This window comes from Paractinoplanes brasiliensis, from assembly GCF_004362215.1.
GTDB lineage: Bacteria > Actinomycetota > Actinomycetes > Mycobacteriales > Micromonosporaceae > Actinoplanes > Actinoplanes brasiliensis.
On record NZ_SNWR01000001.1, the window covers coordinates 4128186 to 4149787 of the forward strand.

25 protein-coding genes are annotated in these 21602 nt (G+C 68.3%); 11 read left to right on the plus strand and 14 right to left on the minus strand.

Annotation, left to right across the window (positions count from 1 at the left end; all coding sequences use genetic code 11):
- Positions 1-26: 26 nt before the first annotated feature.
- The 10 genes from C8E87_RS18545 to C8E87_RS46380 form a co-directional block, all read right to left on the minus strand.
- Positions 27-704 (minus strand): FliH/SctL family protein, encoded by a 678-nt coding sequence (locus tag C8E87_RS18545; RefSeq protein WP_239079783.1) that lies wholly within the window; start codon positions 702-704, stop codon positions 27-29.
- Positions 688-1713 carry a flagellar motor switch protein FliG gene (gene fliG / locus C8E87_RS18550; RefSeq protein WP_133874260.1) on the minus strand — a complete coding sequence of 342 codons (1026 nt, stop codon included), beginning with the start codon at positions 1711-1713 and terminating at the stop codon, positions 688-690. Before fliG ends, C8E87_RS18545 begins: the two co-directional genes overlap by 17 nt.
- Before the next feature lie 88 nt (positions 1714-1801).
- A complete protein-coding gene (gene fliF / locus C8E87_RS18555; RefSeq protein WP_133874261.1) occupies positions 1802-3427 on the minus strand; it encodes a flagellar basal-body MS-ring/collar protein FliF in 1626 nt (541 codons plus the stop codon).
- Position 3428: 1 nt separating this feature from the next.
- A complete protein-coding gene (gene fliE, locus C8E87_RS18560; protein ID WP_239079784.1) occupies positions 3429-3743 on the minus strand; it encodes a flagellar hook-basal body complex protein FliE in 315 nt (104 codons plus the stop codon).
- Positions 3744-3802: 59 nt separating this feature from the next.
- Positions 3803-4195, minus strand: a complete 393-nt coding sequence (locus C8E87_RS18565; RefSeq protein ID WP_133874263.1) for a flagellar basal body rod protein FlgC — start codon at positions 4193-4195, stop codon at positions 3803-3805.
- 2 nt (positions 4196-4197) lie between these two features.
- A complete protein-coding gene (locus C8E87_RS18570) occupies positions 4198-4545 on the minus strand; it encodes a flagellar basal body rod protein FlgB (protein WP_133874264.1) in 348 nt (115 codons plus the stop codon).
- 168 nt (positions 4546-4713) lie between these two features.
- Entirely contained in the window at positions 4714-5034 is a 321-nt protein-coding gene (locus tag C8E87_RS18575) for a hypothetical protein (RefSeq protein WP_133874265.1), read from the minus strand.
- A 16-nt stretch (positions 5035-5050) separates the two neighbouring features.
- A complete protein-coding gene (fliS, locus tag C8E87_RS18580; RefSeq protein WP_133874266.1) occupies positions 5051-5428 on the minus strand; it encodes a flagellar export chaperone FliS in 378 nt (125 codons plus the stop codon).
- Positions 5429-5473: 45 nt separating this feature from the next.
- The gene (fliD, locus tag C8E87_RS18585) at positions 5474-6886 is read right to left on the minus strand and encodes a flagellar filament capping protein FliD (RefSeq protein ID WP_133874267.1); all 1413 of its coding nucleotides are present in this window, start codon (positions 6884-6886) and stop codon (positions 5474-5476) included.
- A 113-nt stretch (positions 6887-6999) separates the two neighbouring features.
- Entirely contained in the window at positions 7000-8235 is a 1236-nt protein-coding gene (locus tag C8E87_RS46380; RefSeq protein WP_133874268.1) for a flagellin N-terminal helical domain-containing protein, read from the minus strand.
- 271 nt (positions 8236-8506) lie between these two features.
- Here C8E87_RS46380 and C8E87_RS18595 point away from each other — a divergent pair, with 271 nt between their 5' ends.
- The 8 genes from C8E87_RS18595 (at position 8507) to C8E87_RS18630 (ending at position 15559) form a co-directional block, all read left to right on the plus strand.
- Complete coding sequence (locus tag C8E87_RS18595; RefSeq protein WP_133874269.1) at positions 8507-8992, plus strand: flagellar protein FlgN; 486 nt, start codon at positions 8507-8509, stop codon at positions 8990-8992.
- A 1-nt stretch (position 8993) separates the two neighbouring features.
- Positions 8994-10415, plus strand: a complete 1422-nt coding sequence (gene flgK, locus C8E87_RS18600) for a flagellar hook-associated protein FlgK (protein ID WP_133874270.1) — start codon at positions 8994-8996, stop codon at positions 10413-10415.
- A 26-nt stretch (positions 10416-10441) separates the two neighbouring features.
- Positions 10442-11377: a flagellin N-terminal helical domain-containing protein gene (locus tag C8E87_RS18605; protein WP_133874271.1), complete on the plus strand. Its 936-nt coding sequence runs from the start codon at positions 10442-10444 to the stop codon at positions 11375-11377.
- 2 nt (positions 11378-11379) lie between these two features.
- Positions 11380-11817 (plus strand): flagellar assembly protein FliW, encoded by a 438-nt coding sequence (gene fliW / locus C8E87_RS18610; protein ID WP_133874272.1) that lies wholly within the window; start codon positions 11380-11382, stop codon positions 11815-11817.
- 88 nt (positions 11818-11905) lie between these two features.
- Positions 11906-12148 (plus strand): carbon storage regulator CsrA, encoded by a 243-nt coding sequence (csrA, locus tag C8E87_RS18615; protein ID WP_133874273.1) that lies wholly within the window; start codon positions 11906-11908, stop codon positions 12146-12148.
- A 145-nt stretch (positions 12149-12293) separates the two neighbouring features.
- Complete coding sequence (locus tag C8E87_RS18620; protein ID WP_133874274.1) at positions 12294-13838, plus strand: methyl-accepting chemotaxis protein; 1545 nt, start codon at positions 12294-12296, stop codon at positions 13836-13838.
- 106 nt (positions 13839-13944) lie between these two features.
- The gene (locus C8E87_RS18625; RefSeq protein WP_133874275.1) at positions 13945-14688 is read left to right on the plus strand and encodes a hydrolase; all 744 of its coding nucleotides are present in this window, start codon (positions 13945-13947) and stop codon (positions 14686-14688) included.
- Positions 14689-14770: 82 nt separating this feature from the next.
- The gene (locus tag C8E87_RS18630) at positions 14771-15559 is read left to right on the plus strand and encodes an SRPBCC family protein (protein ID WP_239079787.1); all 789 of its coding nucleotides are present in this window, start codon (positions 14771-14773) and stop codon (positions 15557-15559) included.
- A gap of 56 nt (positions 15560-15615) precedes the next feature.
- Here C8E87_RS18630 and C8E87_RS18635 read toward each other — a convergent pair whose 3' ends face one another.
- Positions 15616-17031 carry a sensor histidine kinase gene (locus C8E87_RS18635; protein ID WP_133874276.1) on the minus strand — a complete coding sequence of 472 codons (1416 nt, stop codon included), beginning with the start codon at positions 17029-17031 and terminating at the stop codon, positions 15616-15618.
- Positions 17032-17088: 57 nt separating this feature from the next.
- Positions 17089-17301, minus strand: a complete 213-nt coding sequence (locus C8E87_RS18640; protein WP_133874277.1) for a DUF7455 domain-containing protein — start codon at positions 17299-17301, stop codon at positions 17089-17091.
- Between the two features lie 263 nt (positions 17302-17564).
- Between C8E87_RS18640 and C8E87_RS18645 the strand changes: the two genes are divergently transcribed.
- On the plus strand, positions 17565-17966 hold the full coding sequence (locus tag C8E87_RS18645; RefSeq protein ID WP_133874278.1) for a response regulator: 402 nt from the start codon (positions 17565-17567) through the stop codon (positions 17964-17966).
- Here C8E87_RS18645 and C8E87_RS18650 read toward each other — a convergent pair.
- Positions 17927-18706 carry a class I SAM-dependent methyltransferase gene (locus C8E87_RS18650; protein WP_133874279.1) on the minus strand — a complete coding sequence of 260 codons (780 nt, stop codon included), beginning with the start codon at positions 18704-18706 and terminating at the stop codon, positions 17927-17929. The two genes, C8E87_RS18645 and C8E87_RS18650, sit on opposite strands and share 40 nt — an antisense overlap.
- Before the next feature lie 2 nt (positions 18707-18708).
- The gene (locus tag C8E87_RS18655; protein WP_133874280.1) at positions 18709-19464 is read right to left on the minus strand and encodes an SDR family oxidoreductase; all 756 of its coding nucleotides are present in this window, start codon (positions 19462-19464) and stop codon (positions 18709-18711) included.
- A gap of 123 nt (positions 19465-19587) precedes the next feature.
- Between C8E87_RS18655 and mshA the strand changes: the two genes are divergently transcribed.
- Positions 19588-20859: a D-inositol-3-phosphate glycosyltransferase gene (gene mshA / locus C8E87_RS18660; RefSeq protein WP_133874281.1), complete on the plus strand. Its 1272-nt coding sequence runs from the start codon at positions 19588-19590 to the stop codon at positions 20857-20859.
- Positions 20853-21341, plus strand: coding sequence for a type III secretion system chaperone family protein (locus tag C8E87_RS18665; RefSeq protein ID WP_133874282.1), 489 nt, complete (start codon positions 20853-20855; stop codon positions 21339-21341). The genes mshA and C8E87_RS18665 overlap by 7 nt, the downstream gene beginning before the upstream one ends.
- The last annotated feature ends 261 nt before the right edge of the window (positions 21342-21602 follow it).

Sequence of the window (21602 nt, forward strand, 5' to 3'; positions counted from 1 at the left end):
CTGGCCTCTTCCGGTCGCTTCGGGTGCTACAGCAGCCGCAACGCTTCCCGGGCACGGTCGACGGCGGCGGCGATGGTGGCGTCCACCGTCGCCATGCCGGTCTCCGCGACCGCGTCGCCGGGCCGCAGGGAGGCGTCCGGGCGCAGGCTCACCCGGCGTCCCTCGTACTCGAAATCCGTCTCGCCGGCGTCGCCGACCAGCGTGTGATAGTCGTCCGGGTGCAGGCTGACGACCATCGACCCGGCTTCGGGCGCGGCCGCCATGGCCCGGCGCAAGGCCCCGACCGTACGGCCTTGGGGGTCTTCCAGGCTGCGCCCGACGATCGCCTCGGCCAGCTCGAAGGCGTGCGCGAGCAGCACCTCCTGCAGTTCGGCGAAGGTCGGCATGAGCTGGTTCTCGTGTTCGGTGACGGCCCGGCCCAGCGCGTTGACGGCCTGCGCCAGCGCGGTGGCCCGGCGCTGCTCGTGGGCCTGTTCGGCCGCCGCCGCCCGGGCCTGGGCGTTCTGCGCGGCCGCGGCGGCCTCGCGCTGACCCTGCGCCCAGCCCTCGGCGTAACCCGCCGTACGGGCCTGCTGCTTGACGCGGTCGAGCGAGCTGCTGTCGCTGGGCAGACCGGTACGCAGATCGACCGCGAACCGGGCCGCCGACGCCGACTCGGCCATCGAGCCGCGCAGCACCGGGCTGTTCTCAGGCGATGAGCTCATCGGCCTCGCCACCGCGCTGCACCTCGATCTGGCCGGAGTCCTCGAGCGAGCGGATGACCGAGACGATCTTCGCCTGGGCCTCCTCGACCATCTTGACCTTGACCGGGCCGAGCAGGTCGATCTCCTCGAGCAGGTTCTCGCGGCCGCGCTCGGACAGGTTCTGGGTGACCTTGTCGCGCACGGTGTCGGGCACGCCCTTGAGGGCGGTGGCCAGGTCGGCCGGCTCCACCTGCCGCAGCACCAGCTGAACCGCGCGGTCCTCGAGGCTGATGATGTCCTCGAACATGAACATCCGGCGCCGGATCTCCTCGGCCAGTTCGGGGCTGCGGGCGTCCAGGGCCTCCAGGATGAGTCGCTCGGTCGTACGGTCGGCGCGGTTGATGATGTCGACCAGCGGCTGCAGACCGCCGACGGTGGAGAGCTCGTCCGGTTGCAGCACCGACGAGAGCTTGCGCTGCAGGGCCTGCTCGACCTGGCGGATGATCTCGGGGGATGTCCGGTCCATCACCGCGATCCGGTGCGCGACCTCGGTCTGCACCTCGAGCGGGAGGCCGGCCAGGATCGACGAGGCGAGCGCCGAGGGGATGTGCGCGAGCACCAGCGCGATCGTCTGCGGGTGCTCGTACTGTACGTACGAGAGCAGTTGCCGGGGGTCGGCGTGGCTCAGGAAGTTGAACGGGATGTCGTTCATCGAGGCTTCGAGGCGGTCCAGGATCAGCGCCGCGCGGTCCTTGCCGAGCGAGGCCTCGAGCAGCTCGCGGGCGTAGTCCATGCCGCCCGAACCGGCGTACCGGGTGGTGGCCATGGCGTAGAACTCGTCCATGACGTCGTCGACCTGCGTCGGTTCCAGCTTGCCGAGCCGGGCGATCTCGGCCGAGATCATCTCGACTTCCTTCTCCGACATCTGCGACATGATCTGGGCGGACTGTTCCTTGCCGAACTGGACGAGCATGATGGCGGCCTTGCGCACGCCCGTCATCGACATGGTGGTGAGCGCCGGTGTGGTCAACGCGTAACTCCCTCGGAACCGCAGCAGAAATCAAGCCGCCGTACGGCGGTGGCGGCGGCCGGTGCGAGCCGGCCGCCGCGAAGGGGCGTCAGTGCGTCACGTCGGCGGCCAGCCAGCCGCGCAAAAGCACCGCCATCTCCTCAGGTTGATCCTTGACCATCTGCTCGATCTCCCGCTGGCGTTCCTCGCGAGCCTGCACGTTCGTGTCGTCCATGGCCATGCCCGCCTCCAGCATCTGCGCGGGGATCGCCTGGTTGAGCTCCGCCAGCCGCTGTGCCTCGAGCGCCGCCTGCATGTCCTCGAGGTGCTTGCGCTCCTCGGGGGTCAGGCCCCGCCGCTTCTTGCTCTTGCGGCTGAACCGCCAGGCCAGGAAGAGCAGGACCAGCACGAGCCCGGCGAGCGCGGCGGTCTTGTACATCGACATCTGCTTGGCCTCGACGGCGGCCGCCGACGAGGCGCTCAACGCCTCCTGCGCGGCCTTGGCGGCGCTCTGGTCGAACGGCATGGCCGAGACCGCGATGGTGTCGCCGCGGGTGGTGTCGATGCCGGCCGCCGCGGTGACCAGCTGCTGCACCTGAGCCGGGTCGACGGTGGCGGCCGTGGCGCTGTTGAGCAGGACGGCCACGCTCATCTTCTTGATGCCGCCGGGCGCGTTCCGGCGCACCTCGTTGACCTCGTTGACCGCGTTGTTCCGGACGCTGCTGCTGTTCTCGTACTGACCCGGGCCGTTGGTGCCACCGGCGGTGGTGCAGCCGGGGCCGGCGATGTTGTCGGGACCGAGCACGCCGCCGGCGCAGTTGTTGGCGCCGTTGTACGCCTCCCGCTGGTTCTGCTCCGACAGCGCGGGCACCGACGGGTCGGCGTTGTAGGTCTTGCTGGTCGTCTGGGTCTGGTCGAAGTCGAGCGTCGCCGTGGTCACCACGGACGAGTTGCCCGGACCCACCACGCTGTCCAGCATGTTCTGAATCGACTGGTTCATGCGGTTCTGGAACGCGACGGTCTGCGCGTCCGTGCCGCTGTCGCCGCCGGTGCCGATGGCCGCACCACCACCGGTCGAGAGGATCTTGCCGTCCGCGCCCGCCACGGTGATCTGTGTCGGGTCCAGACCCTCGACGCTCGAGGCCACCAGGTGCACGATGCTTTGCACCTGATCGCTGCTCAGCGGCTGGGTGGCGCTCGACGCCACCAGCACCGAGGCGGTCGGCTTGTCCTGCTCGTCGGCGAAGACGTCCTTCTTGGGGATCACGAGGTGGACGGTGGCCGCCTCGACACCCTCGATCGACTTGATCGTGTTGGACAGCTCGCCCTCGAGCGCCCGCTGATAGTTGGTCTGCTGCATGAAGTCGCTGGTGGTGATGCCCTGCTGGTCGAGAAGCGCGTAACCGGTGCCGGCGTCGCCCGGCAGCCCCTCGCCGCTCAGCGACAGGCGCAGCTCGTTCACCTGGTCCTGCGGCACCAGGATCGTCTGACCGTCGTTGGCCAGCTCGTAGCTCGTGCCGGTCTTCTTCAGCGACTCGACGATCGCGCTGGCGTCCTTGGACGACAGGTTGTTGAACAGGATGGAGTACGACGGTTTCGACGCCCACGTCGCGAAGAAGTAGGCGCCCACCACAAGAGCGATCACCGCCGCGATCGTGACGGCCTTCTGTCCCGGGGTGAAGGACCGGAACGTGTCCGTGACGCGGCGAACCGGAGCGGGAAGGCGGTCGGTCATCTCAGGCCTGCATCCTCATGATTTCCTGGAAAGCTTCCACGGCCTTGTTGCGGACGGCGAGCGTGAGCTGGAGGCCGAGCTGGGCCTCGTTGGCCGCCATCGTGTACTGGGCCGGATCCTGCAACGTGCCCTGCGCGGCCTCGATCGCGAGGTCGCTCGCCTTGGCCTGCGAGGCCTGCACACTCTCCAGGCCGCGCGACAACAGGCTGGCGAAGCTCTCGTTCGGCCCCTGCGCCTCGGTGGCCTTCTCGGCGCCGGTGAGATCACCGGGACCGCCGAGATTGCCGAGGCCGGTGATCTTGTCGAGACCGGACACGCCGGACACACTGCCGAACGGGCTGCCGACAGGGCTGATCGGGGAGACCATGGCCTACCTCACTTCCCGAGGTTGATCGCTGCCGTGTACGAGTCCTTGGCCCTGTCGACGACCGCCAGGTTCGCCTGGTAGGCGCGCTGGGCCATCATCATCTGGGCCATCTGCGAGCCGAGGTCGATGTCCGGCTTGCGCACGTAGCCCTGGTTGTCGGCGAGCGGGTTGTCCGGGTCGTGCACCAGCACACCCTCCGCGCTGCCGAACGCGACGCCGCCCACCTGCGCGCCGTTGCCGTCCTGAGCCTCCTGGGCGATGACATAGCGGGCCTGGAACGCCTTCTCCGACGTACGGCTGGTGTTGTCCATGTTCGCGATGTTGTCGGACACCGCGTCCAGCCACTTGCGGTAGACGGTCACACCAGTGCCGGCGACGCCGATGGCGTTGAAAGTGCTCATCGTCAGGCTCCCTTGATCGCTTCGCGCAGCATCGCGTACTTGGTGTCCAGCGCCCGCAAGGTCAGCTGGTAGCGCATCGTCGTGTCGATATGGGAGAGCGTCTCCTCGTCGAGGTTGACGTTGCTGCCGTTGAGACGGGTCGGCTCCAGCGAGTCCTTGGTCTGCGGAGCGACTCCGAGCGGCGACAGGCCCTTGGCGACGGCGCCGCGCAACGCCTCCTCGAACTCAACCTTACGAGCCCGATAGCCTGGGGTTTCGATGTTTGAAATATTGTTCGCGATAGCGCTCTGCCGGGCGGCGAGGCCGCTGACCGCGACGCGCAGGGCGGACGACGAGACATCGTCGAACACAGCAGCTCCTTGTGTCGTTCCAAGGCGCCGATCCGTGGCATTCCGGTGAGCGTTCCGTCGCTCGTACTCTGCAATTCGGCGCGCGCGCCGATCCGCTGAGTGTCAGACGGTTGCCGCCCGGTTGCTGACGACACGCAAAAGCGCCCCGGAGCTCCGGGGCGCTTCTCGTTACATGGCCCGATCGACGTAAACGGGCCGTTTGACCGCTTCGCCGGTCTCTATGCGAGTGGTCATCGTCATCTGCTGGCGGGTGGCGGTCATCCGCCGGGCGATCTCCTCGGCCGCCTTGAGCTGCCGGGTCAGGATCTCGTCGGCCCGGGGCTTGAGCTCCAGCGGCAGTGCCCCCAGCTCCGTGGGCGGCTTCCACAGATCGGCGGGCGGGGTCTCCGCATGGCGCCGCTCATCGGCGAGCATCGCCTCGACCGTGGCCACATCCATCTCGAGCTCGTCCAGAGCCGCACTCCAGGCGTCCCGCCAGTCCCCGCTCACTCGGATTCTCCGCTCGTCAGTGGGCGACCGCCGACGCGGCGGCCTCTCGCCAGGCGTCCCGCAGCGGCTCGACGAAGCCTCGGCACACGGCCACCCGATCGGCGTCCTTGCTGACGTTGGCCCCGATCAGCTCGGTGATGAGGTAGCTGTAGAGATTGGCCAGCCCCGGAGCGCCCGACCACGCCTCGACATCGAGACTGACCTGCAGCTCGATGACGATCTCCTGTGCGTGCGAGAGCTTCTCGTGCGCGTTCTCGATCTCGCCGGCCCGGATGGCCTCCTCACCCTGCATGAGATCGAGGATCAGACGGTCGTACAGCATCGTCAGCAGCTTGGCGGGACTGGCGGTCTGAACCGAGTCCTGCAGGTAGCGGTTGAGCGGGTTCGCGTTCATCGGTCTCCTAGGTCAAGGCCCTGCGATGGCCAGTCGGGGCGGTGGTCAGAGTCCGGAAAGCTGTCCGGCGAGCCAGTTGGACTGGTTCTTGAGCTTGCCCAGCGCGGTCTCGAGATCGGAGTACGTCTTCTGCAGCGCGAGCTTCCTGGCAGCCAGACGGATGTCCCAGTTGCTGATCTGGTTGTTCAGGTTGTCGATCTCGGTCTTTCGCCCGGTAATCGTGGCCTCAAGATTCTTCGACTGGTTGGCCGCCATCGTCTCGAAGACGCCGCCGACCTCAGTGCCGATCGTCTGGATCCGGACCGGGTCCTCCGCGTACGACTTCTTGAATTGCTCGGCATTGAACGCCAGCTTGCCGTACTGGTCGAGCGAGATGCCGAACTGGGCGTAGGAACCGGCGGAGAGCGTCGGCTCGATCCCCGGCTGATCCTCCGGCTTCTTCTTGGGGTCGTAGTCCGGGTTCGGGTACACGACGCCCTGGCTGATCGTGCTGAGGATCGTCTGCGCCATGTTGCGCACCCCGAAGTCGCCGGTGAGCGTCGACGCCGACTTGGTGGCCGCGTTGTAGGCGGTCTGGCTGCCGATCTCGGTGAGCGCGTCGTTCGCGGCGTCGACGAGAGCCTTGAACTTGGCGGCGATGCCGTCGATGTCCGCCGTGGCCCCCACGGTCACGCCGTCCTCGATTTTCGACACCGTGAGGGTGACGCCGGGCATCAGGTTGCTGAAGGTGTTGGTGCTGCTGGTGATGACGTAGCCGTCGGCGAAACCGTCCAGGTTGACGTCAGCTTCGCCACCGCCGATCTCGAGCCGCGCGTCGGTCGCGGTAGCGATGTTCGCCATCGGCGCGCCATTGCTGAGCTGGTCGAGGCCGGTAATGGTGAACGCCTGGGCGGCGCCCGTCTTCGCACCGCTGAGCTGGAGGATGTTTTCTCCGCCCCCGGTGGTGATCAGCGTGGCCTTCACCCCGAGGTTGGCGGCGTTGATCGCGTCCGCCACGCCCTTGGCGCTCCGGTCGGTGATGGTGAGGGTGGTGCTCTTGTGTTTGTCGGGGTCTGCGTCATCAAGGGGACCCACGTCGATCGTGAGCGCGTCACCGGTCATGATGTCGCCGGAGACAGGTACCTTCGCTGTGGTGATCTGGCTCTTGGCCAGGCTCTTCACGTCGAAGACCGTGGTTCCGGTGGCGGTGTTGGTGCCCGTGACGGCGGTGGCGGTGACCGCGCTCGAACTGGAGGTCGCCTTGATACCGCGCCAGGTGCTCAGCTGTCCGACCGCGTCGCCGGCGCTCCCCAGCGCAGTCATCTTGGATTTCACCGACAGATAGGCGTCCACGGTCGTCTGCGCAGTGCTGGCCTTGGACTTGAGCCGATTCTGCGGTGCGGCCTCCACCTGCATCAACTGCTGGATCATCGAGGTGGTGCTGAGGCCACTGACGAGGCCGTCAACCGAAGTAGACACCGGTTTCCGCCTTTCACATAAACGAAGCAGGGGTAGCCAGCTCCTTCAGCCGGCTACCCCTACCTATTCGGTCGCGTGTGAGCGTATTTCAGTGCGAGCGGGTGGCAGTTCGGTTAGCGCAGCAGCGAGAGAACGTTCTGCGCGGACTGGTTGGCCTGGGACAGCATCGAGGTGCCGGCCTGGGTCAGGATCTGCGAGCGGGTGAACGCCACCATCTCCTGTGCCATGTCGGTGTCACGGATACGCGACTCCGACGCGGACAGGTTCTCGACGGCCACGTTCAGGTTGTTGATGGTGTGCTCGAAGCGGTTCTGCACAGCACCGAGCGAGGCCCGGCTGTCAGAAACCGACTGAAGCGCCTTGTCGAGAACCTCGATGGCGGTGTCAGGGTCTTTCGTGAGGTCGAGAACGCCGGTGCCGAGCGTCTCCGCGTCGACGGCGCCGATGTTGATGCTGATCCGCTCGTCCTTGTTGGCGCCGACCTGGAACTTGCCCGTGTTCCCGCCCGCGATGTCCTCGTAGGTGGCACCGACGCCCATCGCGGACAGGTCGGTGGCGAACTCGCCGGCACCCTGCAACTGGAAGGACGTCATGGGCTCCGTGGTGCCTGCATTGTCGGCCATCTTCGTGCGGGCCGTCATGGAGATCTCGGTGCCCTGGAACCCGTTGTCCTTCAGCGCACTCGAGATCTTCGCGTTCACCACGGCCGCGAAGTCCTGGCCAGTCGTGACGTTCTTGACATCCTCGGCCGTGATCGTGACCGGAATGGCGAGCGGAGTAACGCCGTCGCTCTGCGTGCTTTTGCCACTGACCGTGCTGATGTTGAAGCTGAGGTCGGCTCCGGCCTTGATGGCGTCGACCGCGGTCGTGATGTCACTCGCGGACTGCGCTGTGCCGGCCACAGTCTTCGTGGTCGCGCCGAAGCTACCGCCGAGCAGCTTCGACTGGCCGAACGCGGTGGTCTCCCCGATGCGGTTCAGCTCGGCGTTGAGCTGGGACATCTCCTTGTTCGCGGCGGAGGCTGCGGCCGTGTCGGTGGCGCCCGCGTTGGCCGCCTGTACCGATAGGTCGCGCATGCGCTGGAGGATCGAGGTGACCTCGTTCAGCGCGCCCTCAGCGGTCTGGGCGACGCTGACGCCGTCCTGAGTGTTGCGGACGGCGACCTTGAGACCGCCGACCTGGGCGCGCAGGCCCTCGGAGATGGAGAGGCCGGCCGCGTCGTCGGCCGCGCGGTTGATGCGGAAACCGCTGGACAGCTTCTCCAGCGACTTCGACATCTGGCTGTCGGTGACCGACAGGTTGCGGTAGGCGTTCTGCGCGGCGATGTTCTGGTTGATACGAAGACCCATGGGTGCTTCCTCCTTGAGGGGTCTTGGAGCCGGCCCATCCATGGGGCCGTGGCGTTACGCCAGTCCGATCGGCGCGGTGCCGACGGTTCATGAAGCAGTGTGCGAGATTTCCTCGCCCTTTTCCGGCCAAATCGAAGAAACACGAGCACAACTCACATGAACCCTGAATGCACCGGATCAGGGGAAATCCCTCAGTGGCGTGGCAGACGTGCCGACGTGTCCGAATGAGCGGGTTCGCCGAGCCCGACCGAAGGCGAGACGGAGGACCAGGGTGAGCCTCACCGACCTGGCCAGCGTCCTGTGGCGTTCACGTGAGCTGCTCGAGATGCTGCTGTTCAAGCTGGAGGAGGAGCAGTTGCTCCTCGCGGCCAATCGCTCCCGCTGGCTCAGCCACGCCACCCGCGAGGTCGAGGTCGTGCTGGAGCAGATCCGGCAGACCGAGGTCATCCGGGCCGCCTACGCCCAGGACGTCGCGGTCGAGCTCGGGCTTGCCCCGGAGGCGTCACTGGGGGAGCTGGCCGACGCCGCCCCGGTGCCCTGGTCCGACCTTCTGCATCAGCACCGCAAGGCTTTCCTGCTGCTGACGTCCGAGATCAGCGCCCTGGCGGACGTCAACCGGGACCTGCTCACAGCCGGCCAGCGCGCAGCTCGCGAAACCATGCTCGCGTTCGCCGAAACTGTGGAAACCTACGGACCGCGGGGCCAGACAGTTTCCGGCGGCGTCCGCCGCTCCAGCTTGGTGGATGAGGCGATCTGACATGGCTAGCACCTTCAGCGGCATCAACACGGCGCTCACCTCGCTCTACGCGCAGCGCCGGGGTCTGGACATCACGGGCCAGAACATCGCGAACGCCAACACCGAGGGATACACCCGGCAACGGGTGAGCCTGCAGTCGCAGACCGGCAGCCTGAACCCCGGCATCTACTCGACGACGACCCAGGTCGGCAACGGTGTGACAGTGGCCTCCGTGGACCGCGGCCGCAACGTGTACCTGGAGGAACGCGGGCGCAACGAGCACGCCGGCTCTGCCTACCTCGCCAGGCAGACTGCGGCGTACAGCCAGATCGAGAGCGTGCTGGCGGAACCGAGCGACACGGCGTTGCAGGCCCGGCTGCACGACATGTGGGACGGCTGGAACGACGTCGCCAACAACTGGCAGGACGCCTCGACCCGGTCCTCGCTGCTCGAGAAGAGCCGCACCGTGGCGATCACCCTGAACGATGCGCACGCCTCGCTGAACAGCCAGTTCACTGCCGCCTCGACTCAGATGTCCGGGTTCGTCGATCAGGTCAACACGCTGGCCGAGTCGATCGCCGACATGAACAACCAGGTCGTCGTCGCCCAGTCCTCCGGTCTCGAGGCGAACGAGCTGCAGGACAGGCGCGATGTCGCGATCATGAAACTGGCGGAGCTGGCCGGCGTAACCACGCAGGCGAAGGCCAACGGCTCGATCAACGTCTATCTGGGTTCGTCTCCGCTGGTCAGCGACTTCTCGACGCGCACCCTTGAGGCGTCCGGCCCGGAGACGCTCGACTCGTGGGCAGCCGGCACCAACACGGCGCAATTGACGTGGAAGGGCACCACCACCCCCGCGGCGGTCGGCGGCACCATGGGGGCGATGCTCGACACGATGAACTCGATCATCCCGGGCATCAAGAAGCAGCTCGACGACGTGGCCGAAACGCTGGCGACCAGGGTCAACACCCTGCACGCGGGCGCCTATGACAAAAATGGCGGCACCGGCGCGGACTTCTTCGAGGGCTGGTCGGCCACCGACGGCTGGACGGCGCGCGACATCAAGGTCGCGATCACCGACCCTGACGAGGTCGCTTTCTCGCAGGGAGATCCCAACGGCACCCCGCCCGCGCTCGACAACGACGTCGCCGACATGCTGGCGGCGCTCGGCACCGACCCGAACGGCCCGGACCAGACATATCAGAAGATGATCGGGCAGCTGGGCGTGTCGGCGCAGTCGGCGGCGCGGCGCAGCGAGATCCAGGACGCGGTCCGCGATCAGATCGACACCTCCCGGCAGGCGGAATCGGGCGTCAACCTCGACGAGGAGATGACCAACCTGCTGACGTTCCAGCGCGGGTACGAGGCGGCCTCCCGTGTGCTGACCACCATCGACTCGATGCTCGATCAGCTCATCAACCGCACCGGCCTCGTCGGCCGATGATCGGGCACGGCGGTAGGGGGTAGAACGTGACGATTCCCAGCAGGGTCACCGACACCAGCATGAAGTCACGCATGCTGGGCGACCTGAATCGCGCCATGGCGCGCGGCCAGAAATTGCAGGAACAGATTTCCAGCGGCAAGCAGCTGAGCCGGCCGTCGGACTCGCCGACCGGCACGGTCAGTTCACTTCAGCTCCGCGGCGAAATGCGCGCGACCCAGCAGTACGCGCGCAATGCCGACGACGGGCTGGGCTGGCTGGGAACCATTCAGGACAAGCTCGGCGCCGCCTCGGGTCAGATCATCCGCGTACGGGATCTGACTCTGCAGGGTCTCAGCTCGGCGAACAACGACTCGGCCCGCGCCGCGCTGGCCGTCGAGATCGAGAACATTCGCGACTCTCTGGTCTCCGAGGCGAATGCCAAGTACATGGGCCGGCCGGTTTTCGGCGGGACCACGCCGGGTGGTGTCGCTTTCGAGGCGGCGAACGCCGACGATGTCGCGAACGGGCGCGCTGTGGCGGTCGGGGACATCGTGTACCGGGGCAACGAGGGCACGACCTCGCGGACCGTGGGAGCCAACGCCAAGGTTCGCATCGAGGCCAACGGCAAGGAAGCCTTCGGTGACGGCGACACACAGCTCTTCAAGGTGCTCGACGACATCTCCAAGGCGTTGCGCGGCAACAACGACGCGGATCTCGACGAAGCTCTGGGGAACCTCGATACGGCCCACGATTTACTAAAGTCCACTCTTTCGGACGTTGGCGCCCGATATAATCGGATTACGCAGATGAAGCAGTCCGCTGATGATCACTTGCTGTCCGTGACGTCGCAGCTGTCCGATATCGAGGATGTCGACCTGCCCAAAGCGATCATGGAATTGCAGATCCAGCAGACGTCTTATCAGGCCGCCCTGGCCGCCTCGGCCAAGGTGATCCAGCCCTCGCTCATCGATTTCCTGAGGTGACCATGACTATTCGTACCGCGACCCGACCGATTGAGGCCACGATGTCCGACCCGTCGCTGGGTCTGCCGACCATCACGATGGCGGTGCCGATGCCCGGCTTCCCGGCGCACCGGGAGTTCGTGCTCGTGCGGCTCAACGAAGACGGCCTGCTCTATGCGCTCACGTCGACCGAGGACCCGGATCTGCGCTTCCTCGTGGCGCCCCCGGAGCCGTTCTTCCCGGACTACGCGCCCGAGATCGAGTCCGAGGTCTTCGCCGCGCTCAACACGAAGGACCCCGACCGTCTGCTGCTGCTGACCGTGATCACGGCCGGCGCCAACGAGACCACCGCCAACCTGATGGCCCCGATCGTGGTCGACCGGGACAGCATGCGCGCCATTCAGGTGGTGCTCAGCGGCACGGGGTTCCCCGTCCGCGCGGTCATGAACCCGGTCTACTGACGTTCTCGCCGGCGCGGTCGTTCGTACGGTCGACGGTCGCGCCTGACTCGCGATGCTGTCCGTCCACGGATGGAGGAGGGCACCGACGATGCTCGTACTGACCCGGCGCTCCGGGGAGAGCGTGATGATCGGCGACGACGTCATCATCACCGTGCTCGAAGCGCGTGGAGACGTGATCCGGCTGGGCATCCAGGCTCCGCGTGACGTGCAGGTGCATCGCGAGGAGGTGTACCGGGAGCTGCAGGCCTCGAACCGGGAGGCTGCCTCGCCCACACAGGACGAAGTGCGGGCGGTCAGCAAGATGATGAAACCGCCGTTCACATCGGACTGATATTGCCTCGAACGCCCCGTTGCCACCGCGACGGGGCGTTCGCCGTTTCGGTGGAAAACGAAGAATCCGCACCCTTCCGGCCGGAAGAGCTGAAAGATGTTCATTACCGCTCGCGTGGTGTTGTTCCGGCTTCGAAGGGGGATCGATGTCGCGGTTGGCCGAACTCGGTATCGCCAAGCGTCTCGCCTTGATCGTGGGGGCGGGCGCCGTCATGCTGGCCGCTCTCGCCGCCATCTCCCTCAGCGGGCAGAACCGGTTGGCCGAACAGAGCTACGCGGTCTCCCAGCTGCAGACCTGCCAGGCGGCGCTGAACCACCTCGACACCCGCCAGAGCGAGCTCAAGGTGGACGCCTACCGCTCGGCCCTGGGGCAGGACGTGACCCAGGACGTCGTCGACGACGTGCAGTCGGCCACCGAGGCCGCCGACGCCGTACAGTCCTGCGGGCTGACCGATGACATGGCGGCGACGTTCACCCAGAACCGCCCGGACTTCGTGGCGTTCGGCGAGTTCATCGCCGCTTACGTGGCCTCCACCGACAAGCGCACCCGGATCGGCGAGATCGCCGAGCGCAACAACGTCACCGACGACGCGCTCGGCGCTCTGGTCGACCGGGTCACCGCCGCCGTCGACGCCGAACACGGCGAGATGGCCACCACCGTCAGCCGTACCCGTACGCTCTCGATCGTTGTCGCCGGGGTCGGGCTCCTGCTGCTGATCGGCCTGGCGATTCCGCTGGCCCGCTCGATCCTGGTGCCGGTGCGCACCCTCGGGGCCGTCATCGACGCCCTGGCGCGGGGTGACCTGACCGGGCGCAGCGGCATCACCAGCCGCGACGAGCTCGGCACGATGGCGGCCGGCCTGGACGGCGCGCTCGAGTCGATCCGAGGGTCGCTCGAGATGATCGGCCGGGACGCGGACGCCCTCGCGGGGGCGTCCAGTGAGCTGTCGGCGGTGGCCGCCCAGATCGCCCAGGCGGCCGGTGACACCGACCGGCAGACCGCGGCGGCCGCGACCGAGGCGGACGAGATCTCCCGCAATGTGCAGTCGGTGGCGGCCGGATCCGAGCAGATGGGCCTGGCCATCCGCGAGATCTCCCGCAACACCAGCGAATCGGCGCAGATCGCGGCGGTCGCGGTGTCCGAGGCGGCGCGCGCGACCGAGACCGTACGCCAGCTCGGCGACTCGTCGGCCGAGATCGGCAACGTCATCAAGCTGATCACCTCGATCGCCGAGCAGACCAACCTGCTGGCGCTGAACGCCACCATCGAGGCGGCCCGCGCGGGCGAGGCCGGCAAGGGGTTCGCCGTGGTCGCCAGCGAGGTCAAGGACCTGGCCCAGGAGACCGCCCGCGCGACCGAGGACATCGGCACCCGAGTCTCCGCGATCCAGCAGGACACCGGCGGCGCGGTCGAGGTGATCTCGCGGATCAGCGAGGTCATCGGCCAGATCAACGAGTTCCAGACGACGATCGCCTCGGCCGTCGAGGAGCAGACGGCGACGACGGGCGAGATGAGCCGGAGCATCGCCGAGGTGGCCGGCGGGTCGGCCCGCATCGCCAACAACATCTCGGAGGTGGCGAGCGCCAGCGCCACGGCCGTGCAAGGGGTCGAGCAGACCCGGCAGGCGTCGGACGGGGTGGCCCGTACGGCGGACGACCTGCGCAACCTGGTGAGCGCCTTCCGCATCTGATGCACGCACCCGGACTGCACCGGCTGCGGACCGCTGTTGTCAACGGCAGACCCTCACTCTCTTGTCAGACGGGAAGAGCCCGTCGACGTGAGGCCGGGGAGAGACAGTGGGCGCGGAGCGGGAATCAGTCATCGGCGCGGTCAGCGCCGTCGACGCGCTGGACCTGACGGCCGATGCGCATGTGCACACCGGCTTCTCGGCCGGCCGGGACGCCGTCGGTGTGGTCGTCTCGGCGGCCGACCAGATGGGGCTGGCCGGGCTCACCTTCGCCGACCAGGTCGGTCCGGAGACGACCTGGCTCGCCACCTACGCCGACTCGGTGCGCCGCGCCCAACGGCGTACGGAGGTCACGCTGCGCATCGCGGCCGAGGTCGAGGTGGTTCGTCCCGACGGGTGGCTCGCGTTGCCGCCCGACATCAGCGCCCTCGAAGCGCTCTCGGTGGCTGTCTCGCGTCTTCCGCAGCCCGCCGGCGTGGCCGGGGCCCGGGAGGTGCGCGCCCAGCTGGCCGCGGGCGAGATCACCGCCGACCAGGTTGCCGAGGAGCTGGTCAAGGCCACCGTACGCGGCATCGAGCGCGCCTCCCGGTACGCGCCGGCCCAGCTCGCCCGTCCGCTCGGCCTGCTGGCCCAGGTCGGGCTGGACGACGCTGTCCTGGGGCCCGACCTGATCGACGCGTTGACCACCGCCTGCCGCGAGACCGGCACCCTGGTCGAGGTCAGCGAGGCTTGGCGGTCGCCGTCGCCGCGGGTGGTGGCGATGTTCCGTGCGGCTGGGGTGGCGATGGTCCCCGCGAGTGACGCCCGGTACGCCACTGAGGTCGGCCGCTGGCAGTACGTCCGCCGGGTCTGAGCGAAACCGGTCGCTTGTCGTAACAGTCTCCGTACTCTCAGTCATGCCAGCAGGAGGAACGCTTAGGCATGGGAGAGTTGCGATGAGTATGGTTCAGCAGGCCATCGAGGTGAGTGCTCCGTTGCACACGGTGTACGAACAGCTCGCCGCGTTCGAAAACTACCCACAGTTCATGAGCGGCGTGCAAGAGGTCACCCCGATCGGCCGTGACCGGACCCATTGGATCATGGAGGTCGAGGGGCACCGCCGCGAGTTCGACGCGCAGATCACCGAGTGTTCGCCGGACAAGCGCGTTTCCTGGGCGACGATGGACGGGCCGCTGCTCGCCGAGACCATCACGCTGCGGCCGATGGGCGAGACCAAGACGCAGGTGGTGGCCCAGCTCGAGGCCGACATCGCCTTCCTGATGCCGAACGACCGGCACGGGCAGGCGTCGCTCAACAAGCGCCTCAAGTCCGACCTGACCACCTTCAAGACCCTGGTCGAGAGCGGCGCCCTCGGCGTCAGCACGAAGAACCTGGCCCGCCCCGTGCCGTCGCCGGCCGCCGTCGCCGCCCGGACCCGGAGCCGGGCGCATCCCGGTGCGGGCTGGGGCACCAGCGCCGGGGAGCACAGCAACGCCAGCCGGACCGACCTGCCCTACCACGGCATGTCGGCGTCCACGATGGGCACCCGGGTCGACATCACCTCGGCCCCGGGCATCAGCAGCCCGCGGGACCTCGACGACGTGCTGGCGCCGGGGCGCCGGATCGGCCGGCCCGGCGGGGACGGGGGCGCCAGCGCGCCGATGGGCGGCCGCCCCAACCAGAAGGACGCCTGGGGCGACGGCATGATCAACGAAGAGGACCGCGGAAGCGCCCACGACTGGTAACAACGACAAGCCACCGGACCGTCCGCCTCGCCCACGCGACGCGGGCGGTCCGCCGTCTACACGGGGGCGGCTTCCCACGTGGCGATCAGGCGGGCCCCGTGCGGGTCGGCGTGTTCGTAACGCACCGTCCCCCCGTTGGCTTCGACCAGGTGCCGCACGATGAACAGCCCCAGGCCGGCGCCGCGCATGAAGCGGCCGAACAGGTTGGGCAGCAGTTCGTCCGGGATGCCCTTGCCGTTGTCCTGCACGATCAAGTCGACCCGTTCGTCGTGCCGAACCGCCGAGATCACCACCGGCGACACCCCGTACGCGATGGCGTTGGTGACCAGGTTCTGCAGCACCGCGATGACGTGACCGCGGTCGGCCAGCGCCGCCAGGTCCTCGCCGATCTCGATGCGCACCTCGGCCGGGCCGGCCGTCGACGCCGCGACCACCGTCGTGGCCACCTCGTGCAGGGGGACCGGGGCCCGCCGCGCGGTGACCGAGCCCATGTCGAGCCGGAACAGCAGCTGCAGGTCGTTCATCATCTTGATCAGCCGCTGGGTGTTCTTGTCGATCTTCGTGGCGAGCTCGAGCCGGATGTCCTCGGGCAGGTCGTCCCAGTCGGCGCGGAGCAGTTCGGCCAGGCTGGCGATCGAGCTGATGGGTTGGGCGACGTCGTGGGTCAGCATCGAGGTGAGGTCGTTCTTGAAGGTCAGCGCGGTTTCGAGCCGGGTGTTGGCCTCGCGCAGCCGGAGGTTGCCCCGTTCCAGCTCGGCCGCCTTCTCGCTGAGCGTCTCCTCGGCCCGCTTGCGGTCGGCGATGTCGATGTAGGTCGCCACGTACGCCCGTGGTGCGCCCGCCTCGTCCGGGATCGGCGACACGCTGGCCAGCACCGGAACCGTGCCGCCGTCGACGCGGGGAAGTTGCCAGTCGCCGCCGGACGTGGGTGGCACGGGTGGGGGGTCGAGGCGTACGGGCTCATCGGCGCCGTGCCCGGTGAGCTCCCGCCAGCGCCGGTTCACGTCGATCACGTGATAGTTGGCGTCGAGCACCATGACGGCCTCGTTCATCGACTGGAACAGGGTGTCGGTGAAACCGGCGAGCTCACGTTGCCTGCGGTCGGCCCGCACCAGCGTACGGATCAACAGCCCGAGCAGCACCAGCACCGCGATCGCGAGCAGTGTCGCGACGGAGCCGGCGGGGTGGCGAGGCAGCGCGGCCAGGCAGAGAGCGACCGCGGCCAGCAGGAGGAGGGCGACGGCGCCGTGCACGACCCGGCCGGGTGTCCGGCTCTGCACCGGGATCGTCTGCAACAGCAGAGCGAGTCCGGCCGGGACGAGCGCGGCCGCCGGGTCGGCGAGGAAGCCGTCCGGCGGAGCGCCTTTCAGTGAAATGAGCAGGGCCGTGAGGCCGAAGACGGCGACCGCGACGCCGGCACAGCCCGCTGTCAGACGGGAGAGCCTGCCCAGATCACGCGCCGCAGCATGCACGTAATCCCCTCAATAGCTGAGGAAACGAGCATAACGCTACGTATGCGGGTCAAGCGGTTACTTTCCGGCCCACTCGTAACCATCCTCGAGGACGATCCGCTCGGCGACCTTGACGATGTCCTCGTGGTGACGGTTCCCGTGGTGCCCGCAGAATGCCAGCTCGCCGCCGCTGGTCAGAGTGACCACCAGCTTGGCCGCGGCGCCGCAGCGGTCGCAGCGCTCGGTCATCGAAGCAACGGTGGTGATCTCGGGCGACAGCAGGCTGGACATATCGCTCTCCTTGCTCAGTGGCGGTGTGTAGCGGTACGAGGTGTCAATCGGCCCTCCGCCACACAGCCTTAGTGTTCGGTTCGATCTTCCAGCGCCCGGGTGCTCCCGGACATCCTCAACGATGCCCGAAACCCGGCCCCGGCATGCGTAACGGAGCGGGTGAACTCACTAACAAAGGCAAAGACCGGACCGTGCAACCTGCTGCCGATAGCGTGAGGCGCGAACCGGCACGGAACGTGAAGGCAGAACCACCGGGAGGATCCATGTCGCAGGCGCCCGCATCCGAGTCGCGGCCGACGGTCCTGGTTGTGGACGACGAGGAGGACCTGCGCGACATCATGCGGCGGATGCTCGAGCGCCGCGGCTTCGCCACCCTCATCGCCGGCGACTCCCAGCAAGCCATCGCCGCCTGCCGGGAGTTTCCCGGCGATATCGACATCCTCGTCACAGACCTGGGGCTGCCCGGTGTCTCGGGCGGCGAGCTCTCCCGCTCCGCCACCCAGCTGCGGCCCGAGATGAGCGTCGTCTACATCTCCGGGCTGCCCAAGGACATCGCCGTCGCCGACGGGCTCATCGGCGAGGACGCGTTGCTGGTGAAGAAGCCGTTCAGCAGTGAGGTGCTGGTTCAGACCCTGCGTTCGGTGCTCGGTGAGGCCGAGTCGTAGGGCAGGGTCAGCTCGCCGAGCCGCCATCGAGCCGGGCCGTCCAGCACCGGCCAGCCCTCCGCGCGCATCCGCCGGCAGGTCGCCAGCCAGCGCTGCCGCGGCCCGAACGGCGTCGCCTCGGTCTCCCAGGCCCGGCCCAGGGCCTGCAGCAACGTGTGCACTTGCTCACCCGGCACGTTGTGGTGGATCAGCGCCTTGGGCAGCCGCTCGGCGAACGTCGCCGGGTGATCCAGATCGGGCAGCCGGGCCGAGAGGGTCAGCGTTCCCGGCTCGCCGGCTTCCACCACGACCCACGTCGCTATCCGGCCCAGCTCGTCGCAGGTGCCCTCGACCAGCACGGCGCCGGACTCCGTCATCGCCCTCCAGGCCGCTGCCACCGTGTCCTCGGGGTACTGCCGCAGCACGTTGAACGCGCGAACCACCGTCGGGCGCAAGCCGGCCAGTTCGAAACCGCCGCGCCGGAACCGCAGGTGCGGGGGCTCGGCGTACGGCTGGGCGGCTTCCACCCGTACGGGATCGATCTCGAGCCCCACCACGGTGACGTCGGGACGGACGGCCGCGGCCAGACGGGTCCGCAGTTCGACGGCTGTGACCGGGGTGGCGCCGTAACCGAGGTCGATCACGAGCGGGTCGGCCGCGTTCCGCAGAAGATCACCACACCGGTACGCGATGTAGTTGTCGACACGACGCAACCGGTTGGGATTCGTCGTCCCCCGGGTGATCGCGCCGACCGGTTTCACGACTACTTCTCCCGGTGGACCTTGTGCTGCGCCGCCTGCGCGATCGGGCGCACCACGATGCGGTCGAGATTCACGTGGTGGGGCCGGGTGGCCGCGTACGCGATGATGTCCGCGATGTCGTCGGCCACAAGCGGTTCCCGTACGCCGTCGTAGATCGCATCCGCACGGGCCTGGTCGCCGCCGAAGCGCTTGAGCGAGAACTCGTCCGTACGCACCATGCCCGGGTCGACCTCGACGACCCGCACCGGCTTGCCCGACAGTTCCAGCCGCAGCGTTCCGACCAGGGCCGTCTGCGCGTGTTTGGCCGCCGTGTACCCGCCGCCGCCCTCGTAGGCCGTGAACGCCGCGGTCGAGCCGACCGTCACGATCGTCCCCGCGCCACTGGCCACCAGCGCCGGGAGCAGGGCCTGGGTCATCCGGAGGGTGCCCAGCACGTTGACGTCGTACATCCACTGCCAGTCGGCCGTCGAACCCGACTCGACCGGATCGAGCCCGATCGCCCCGCCCGCGTTGTTGACCAGCAGCGTGACGGGGCCGCCGAGCTCGCCCACGGCCGCGGCCAGCGCTGCCACCGACTGGTCGGACGTGACGTCGCACTCGACCGCGGTGGCCGCCGGACCGATCTTCTCGACCAGGGCGGCCAGGCGGTCGGCCCGCCGGGCGGCCGCGACGACATGGAACCCTTCGGTCGCGAGCCGGCGGGCGGTGGCCGCCCCGATGCCGCTCGACGCGCCCGTCACCACAGCGATGTTCTGCATGCCCCCATGATTCCCGATGACTTGGGTCACCCCCGAGCGGCCGCATAGTGGTTCAGCGCGGTCAGGCGGGGAAGATTAATGACTGCGCAACAATCTCCGTGACCCCCACCAGGAGGACAAACCGTGGCAGAATGGCCGACCCCGCGGCGCATCGCCACCCTCTCGGTTCACACGTCCCCGCTCGAGCAGCCGGGCACCGGCGACGCCGGCGGCATGAACGTGTACATCGTCGAGGTTTCCAAGCGGCTCGCCCGCCTCGGCGTCGAAGTCGAGATCTTCACCCGCGCCACCCGCGGTGATCTTCCCCCGATCGTCGAGATGACGCCCGGCGTCACCGTCCGGCACGTCACCTCGGGCCCGTTCGAAGGTCTGTCGAAGGAGGAGCTGCCGGCGCAGCTGTGCGCCTTCACCAGCGGCGTGCTGCGGGCCGAGGCGGCGCACCCGCCGGGCCACTACGACCTGATCCATTCGCACTACTGGCTCTCCGGCCAGGTCGGCTGGCTGGCACGCGAGCGCTGGGGCGTGCCGCACGTGCACACCGCGCACACCCTGGCCAAGGTCAAGAACAGGCTGATCGCGGCCGGTGACCGCCCCGAGCCCAAGGCCCGCGTGATCGGCGAGGAACAGGTGATCGCCGAGTCCGACCGGCTGGTCGCCAACACCCGGTTCGAGGCGCAAGATCTGGTCGCCTACTACGACGCCGACCCGGCTCGCACCGCGGTCGTGCAGCCCGGCGTCGACCTCGACCGGTTCCGGCCCGGCCCCGGCGAGCGAGCCCGGTTCGGGCTGCCCGAGCACGGCAAGGTGATCGCCTTCGTGGGCCGGATCCAGCCGCTCAAGGCGCCCGACGTGCTGATCTCGGCGTTGGCCGGCATGCGTACCGACGAGGATGTCCGGCTCGTCATCTGCGGCGGGCCCAGCGGGAGCGGGCTCGACCGGCCGACCGCGCTGATCGAACTGGCCGCTTCGCTGGGCGTGAGCGATCGGATCGTCTTCCTGCCCCCGCAGAACGGCGCCGGCCTGGCCGCGCTCTATCGCAGTGCCGACCTGGTCGCGGTGCCGTCCTACAACGAGTCGTTCGGGCTGGTCGCGCTGGAGGCGCAGGCGTGCGGCACGCCGGTGGTGGCGGCCGCGGTCGGTGGCCTGGTCACAGCCGTACGCCACCAGAGGAGCGGCGTGCTCGTCGACGGGCACGACCCGTACGAGTGGGCTCGGGTGCTCGACGGCCTGCTGGCGCAGCCACGACTGCTCCGGCGGCTGGCGGCCGGGGCGGTCGCACACGCTGCCGACTTCTCATGGGACCGTACGGCCGAAGGGCTGCTCGCCGTCTACCGTGAGGCCGTGACCGAGCACCGCGCCCTGATCGCGAAGCGCCTGGAGGCGTACGCATGGTGACCGCCCTGATCGAGAAGGTGCTGACCGACCGCGAGCTCGAATGGGAGACGACCGGCCCGGGGGCTTACGTCGTGACGCTGCCCGGCACGCACAAGCTCAAGACGGCGGTCAACCTGATCGTCGGCGAGCACGCGATGCGCATCGAGGCCTTCGTCATGCGCCGGCCCGACGAGCGGCACGAGGAGCTGTGGGCCTGGCTGCTGCGGAAGAACGCCCGCATGTACGGGGTCGCGTTCTCGATCGACGCGGCCGGGGACGTCTACCTCACCGGGCGGGTCTCGCTGGGCGGCCTCGACGAGGACGAGCTCGACCGTCTGCTCGGGTCGGTCCTCACGTACGCCGACGAGTCGTTCGACACGATGCTCGAGATCGGCTTCGGCTCGTCCATCCGGCGTGAGTGGGAGTGGCGGGTCAAGCGGGGCGAATCACTGGCCAACCTGCAGGCGTTCCGGCATCTGGCGCCTACCTCGGACGAGCCCTGACCGTTGCGCTGACGAGCGCTCCCGGCGGAATCGGTCAGAACGCTCGGATCGGGGCAAGCTGGTCGGCCGGATGTGGGACAGGTCATCCGCCGATCGTCCAATTGTCGATGACTGTGATGGTGCAGACAGATGGCAGACAGCTAGTTGGCTTGTCTGCCTTGACTGCCCCAACTAGCGTAATCAATGGACGTCGGACCGTTAGTTCGGGGAACTGGTTGATCGGCAACGATCGCCGCGGCCGACGTTTGGGGACGGGTGGCA